This is a genomic window from Microcystis sp. M_QC_C_20170808_M9Col, from assembly GCF_007095495.1.
Lineage (GTDB): Bacteria > Cyanobacteriota > Cyanobacteriia > Cyanobacteriales > Microcystaceae > Microcystis > Microcystis aeruginosa.
The window spans coordinates 1-4,853 of record NZ_SFBZ01000337.1 but is presented as its reverse complement, the minus strand read 5'-3'; the positions used below and the strand labels follow the sequence as shown (position 1 = coordinate 4,853).

General features: G+C 43.5%; 4 protein-coding genes. 2 read left to right on the top strand and 2 right to left on the bottom strand.

Annotated elements, in window-relative coordinates:
* Positions 1-158 (bottom strand): helix-turn-helix domain-containing protein (locus EWV68_RS21295; protein ID WP_287170964.1); only part of this gene is annotated, 158 nt, incomplete at its 3' end.
* A 10-nt stretch (positions 159-168) separates the two neighbouring features.
* Positions 169-453 (bottom strand): sulfiredoxin, encoded by a 285-nt coding sequence (locus EWV68_RS21290; protein ID WP_287170963.1) that lies wholly within the window; start codon positions 451-453, stop codon positions 169-171.
* Positions 454-568: 115 nt separating this feature from the next.
* On the opposite strand from EWV68_RS21290, the gene EWV68_RS21285 reads away from it, so the two are divergent.
* Both EWV68_RS21285 and argZ read left to right on the top strand, forming a co-directional pair.
* Positions 569-2,332, top strand: coding sequence for an SWIM zinc finger family protein (locus EWV68_RS21285; protein WP_287170961.1), 1,764 nt, complete (start codon positions 569-571; stop codon positions 2,330-2,332).
* Between the two features lie 172 nt (positions 2,333-2,504).
* Positions 2,505-4,616 carry a bifunctional arginine dihydrolase/ornithine cyclodeaminase gene (gene argZ, locus EWV68_RS21280; RefSeq protein WP_287170960.1) on the top strand — a complete coding sequence of 704 codons (2,112 nt, stop codon included), beginning with the start codon at positions 2,505-2,507 and terminating at the stop codon, positions 4,614-4,616.
* Positions 4,617-4,853 lie beyond the last annotated feature (237 nt).

Below are 4,853 nucleotides of genomic sequence, written 5' to 3'. Positions count from 1 at the left end.
GTTTGAGCGTAGCCTACTCTTTCTTGCTTTTCGTACCAAGCTTGTGTTCGTTCGTGGAGAGCTTTATTGTAAACCAATCTTACACAGCCCAAAGTGCGCCGCAATAGCGACTCTTGTTCGGGTGTTGGGTAAAATCGGTAAGAATAGGCTTTTTCCATGTCTCATATTTTAGCATATATTTCGTAAACGATGCTCATATTTAACAGCAAAGCCGTCGTAGAACGACGGGGTTTCAGACCCAAATTTTCGATGAGCGGCAAAGCGATGGCAACCGGAAAAACCGTAGTAGTTACCATCCACCTCCAAAACATCGATCGGTTCTCGTAATCCCTCCTCAGCGATCGATTGCATCAACTGATTAACTTTTTCGGGATCGGTTTGTCGCGGTAAAGGACGACGAATTTGGGACAGAGGAATGTTTTTAATTTCCATAGTGTCTTCACTATAGCACATTTAGGCTAAACTGAAGATAAGTTGACTCGGTTGCTGATGCAGTGGTCTGTCTCGGTGCTGGCAGTTTTCTTGACACAGACAAGATTTTATCACCCAATCCTCTCCTTTTCTGACTATGACTATTCCTCCTATCAATGAAAAAATTATCCGGCAAAATAGCACCAATGCTTCCTATCAGCGCGGTCAATATTATTACGATAGCGGTGCAGTTATTTCTCTTTGGCAACGGGGGCAAAATCTACAAGCTTTAGTGAGTGGTAGTGAGGTTAAACCCTATCGAGTTGCCATGGATTTTAACCAAGATAATCTTGAGAATGTCTCCTGTTCCTGTCCCTACGATCACGAGGGTTGGTGTAAGCATATTGTGGCGGTTTTATTAACCTGTTCTCGTCAACCGAAATTAATTATCAAAAAAGCCTCCCTAGAGGAGTTATTGACACCAATCGATGAAAGTAAATTAAGAAAATTACTTAATCATTTAGTGGCTAAACACCCAGAAATTATTGAGACAATTGATAAATTTTTATTTCCAGCTACCCCAGTTAATAAAGCGGGAGGTAAGATAACTATTAATGTCAAAGCTTATCGTAATACTGTCCGTAATGAACTGCGGCAATCCCTGCGAGCGATCGAAGAAGATTACTACGAAGAAGATCCAATTTCTAATGAAATTTATGCCCTAGTGGATGAGGCCCAAGATTATTATCAAAAGGGAGAACTGGATAATGCGATCGCTATTTTAGAAGCAATTATTAGCGCCTGTATCGAGGAATGGGATAATTTAGAAGATTACGGTGCTGTCAATGATGATTTAAGTGCCAGAATCGATCGAGTTTTAACTGGGGCAATTTTAAGTAAAGAATTTAATCCCCAAGAAAAGCAAGATTTAAGGGAAAAAATCGAGCAATGGCAGCATGAATGGAGTGCCGATTTTGAGATGAGTTTAGCAGCCTTACAACAGGGATGGGACGATCCAGTTTTAGAGAAGATTTTACGGGGAGAATCGGCTAATTTTTCAGAAATGTGGTCAGATAATATCCCCGATTATGCCCAAACATTAACTTCTATTCGCTTAGAAATTTTCGAGAAACAGGAAAAAGATCAGGAGTATTTGAATCTAGCTTTAGCTTCAGGACAAGTGGTAGAATACCTAACTAAGTTAGTCTATCTTGATCGCATTGATGAAGCGATGGCATCATCAAAAAACATGATAACTAAAAACGATGAAGCCTTCTTTTTTGCCAAAGCTTTACGCGATGAATCCGCACCAGAATCCGCTCTCATAATTGCCAGGGGTGGTCTAAATTTCCCAGGGAATTATTATTATCAATTAGCTCTCTGGACAAGTGAACTAGCGCAATCTTTAGGGGATATAGATACAGCTTTGGCTGCTAGAATTAAGGCATTTCAAGACCAACCTTCCTTTTCCCATTACCAAAAAATTGAGTCTTTAGCGGGGCAAGATTGGCCCGATTTAAAATTAGACTTGTTAGATTACTTGCGCGAGTTTAGCGGTGGACGTTCCCTAGAGGCTAAAATTGATATATTTCTCCACGAAAATTTAGTTAGAGATGCAATTAAAGTCGTTTCTGATAATTCCTATGTGCAGTCTCACCTAATTTGGCGGATAATGGATGCGGCTGCTACCGTCGATCCTAACTGGGTGATCGATCGCGCACGTCCTCCTGCGGAAAAGATACTCGACGAAAAAAAGGCTGATCGCTACGAAGAAGCGATTAAATGGCTAAAAAAAGCTCGTAATGCCTTTTATATGTCGGGAAGACGGGAAGAATGGCAAACCTATCGGGAAAATTTAATTAAGGAACACGGACGCAAATCGAAATTTATGGGGTTATTTAAACATCAGGATTTACAATAATTTAAGCTTCTAGCCGTCAGTTATCGGCTAAAATCAGGCTGTTTTTAGCTTGTGGCGCAGGAATTGTCCTAATCTTAAGTCTGTGATGTTTCGACGCAAAGTAGAGTATAATGGAAGATTGGTCTAAACTTATCTCCAGACTACTTATACTGAATATTCATTGTCAAAAAATATGACTGAAACTATTCGCTTTTTGATGTGTTCTCCCGATCATTACGATGTGGATTATGTGATTAATCCTTGGATGGAGGGCAACATTCACAAATCTTCCCAGGAAAAAGCTAGGCAACAATGGCAGCAGCTTTATCATGTTCTCAAAGATCGGGCGCTCGTGGATTTAGTCACACCAGAAAAAGGCTGGCCTGACATGGTTTTTACCGCTAATGCAGGTTTAGTTCTGGAAAAAACTGTCGTTCTCAGTCGCTTTTTACACAAAGAAAGACAGGGAGAAGAACCCTATTTTAAGCAGTGGTTTGAAGATAACGGTTTTACGGTTCACGAACTGCCCAAAGATTTACCCTTTGAAGGTGCAGGAGACGCACTATTAGATCGGGAAGGACGTTGGTTATGGGCAGGATATGGCTTCAGAACCGAGTTAGATTCCCACCCTTTAATCGCTAAATGGCTCGATATCGAGGTTTTATCCCTACGTTTAATCGATGAACGTTTCTATCACCTTGATACCTGTTTTTGTCCCCTTAGTGGCGGTTATCTACTCTACTATCCCGATGCTTTTGATGCCTATTCTAATCGGTTAATCGAGTTAAAAATTCCCGAAGAAAAACGCATTATCGTTGAAGAAGCTGATGCGGTTAACTTTGCTTGTAATGCAGTGAATATCGGTCAAGTAATCGTCATGAATAAAATTAGTGACGACTTACAACATAAGTTAGCGTCAAAAGGCTTTGAAGTTGTACAAACTCCCCTGACGGAGTTCTTAAAAGCAGGGGGAGCCGCTAAATGTTTAACCCTGCGTACCACGGAACCCCTAATTCCAGACCATCACGCTAATGTCACCATTGAAAGTCGCATTCTCCAGCTAGAAGGTCATCTGCTCGACGCGGGAATTATGAATAAAGCTCTCGATGTTGTGGTGGGAAATGGGGGCAGCTTCAAGGTTTTAAACTTCACTTTGGGGATTGAGCGCCAAAGTACCTCCTCGGCCGAAGTGCGCGTTTCTGCACCCTCTCACGAGGTAATGGAGGAGATCATGGTACAATTGATCGACCTCGGTGCGGCCGCTCGTCCCCAAGAAATCTGTGATGTCAATACCGCAGTGGTGGCACAAGATGGGGTCGCTCCCGATGATTTTTATGTCAGCACCATTTATCCCACGGAAGTGCGGGTTAGCTGTGAATGGGTGCGGGTGGAAAATCAACGCATGGATGCAGCCATCGTCGTCACTGAAAGTCCAGAAGGCAAAACCGCGAAATGTACTCTCCTGCGGGATTTAAAAGCTGGCGATCGCGTTATGGTGGGAGTTGAGGGCATCCGTACTATCCGACAGGCGGAATCCAGGGAACAACGCAACAGCACTCAGGAATTTACCTTTATGGGTGCGGGGGTTTCCAGCGAGCGCCGAGTCGAGTTAACCGTGGAGCAGATTGCCTGGGAAATGCGTAAAATTCGCGACCAGGGCGGTAAAGTGGTAGTAACGGCAGGTCCCGTGGTCATTCACACTGGAGGAGCGCAACATCTCTCCCGTTTAATCCGCGATGGTTACGTTCACGCTTTACTGGGGGGAAATGCGATCGCAGTTCACGACATGGAACAGGCGATCATGGGTACTTCTTTAGGGGTAGATATGCAGAAAGGCATCCCCGTGCGCGGTGGCCATCGTCACCACCTCAAGATTATCAACCTCATCCGTCGCCACGGCAGCATCGCCAAAGCTGTATCGGCCGGGGTATTGACAAAAGGCGTAATGTATGAATGCGTCAAGAATAATGTCCCCTTCAGTTTGGCCGGTTCAATTCGCGATGATGGTCCGCTTCCGGATACGGAGATGGATTTAATTAAAGCACAGGAAGAATATTCCCGCTTAATTCAAGGTGCAGACATGATTCTCATGCTCTCTAGTATGCTCCATTCCATCGGTGTGGGCAATATGACACCGGCGGGGGTGAAAATGGTCTGTGTTGATATTAACCCGGCCGTGGTGACAAAATTAAGCGATCGAGGTTCCGTAGAATCCGTGGGTATCGTCACCGATGTGGGTTTATTCCTGAGTCTGTTAACCCAACAGTTGGATAAGTTAACCCGTCCCTTGGTAGAAACGGTTTAAAACCAATACTCTAAAACATAAAACTTATGAGCTTTGGGGGTATTTAAACCCCCTTTTTTGGGACTATTAACCCCTATCTCTATAGGTGAGTTAGCAATGGGTAACTAGAATAATAAAGCCCACATTCCGCACCCTGGTCGTTGAAATCAAAAGTTGCTCTAGCCCTTGTATAGTAAGACTTTTAGCGATTACTAAGAATTATGAAGTGTCACACTCTAGTCAGCGATCGCCCGCTTA

Bases quoted from the DNA above. Each gene is read 5' to 3' on its own strand.
- EWV68_RS21290 (WP_287170963.1), bottom strand. From the start codon at position 453: ATGTGCTATAGTGAAGACACTATGGAAATTAAAAACATTCCTCTGTCC.
- EWV68_RS21285 (WP_287170961.1), top strand. From the start codon at position 569: ATGACTATTCCTCCTATCAATGAAAAAATTATCCGGCAAAATAGCACC.
- argZ (WP_287170960.1), top strand. From the start codon at position 2,505: ATGACTGAAACTATTCGCTTTTTGATGTGTTCTCCCGATCATTACGAT.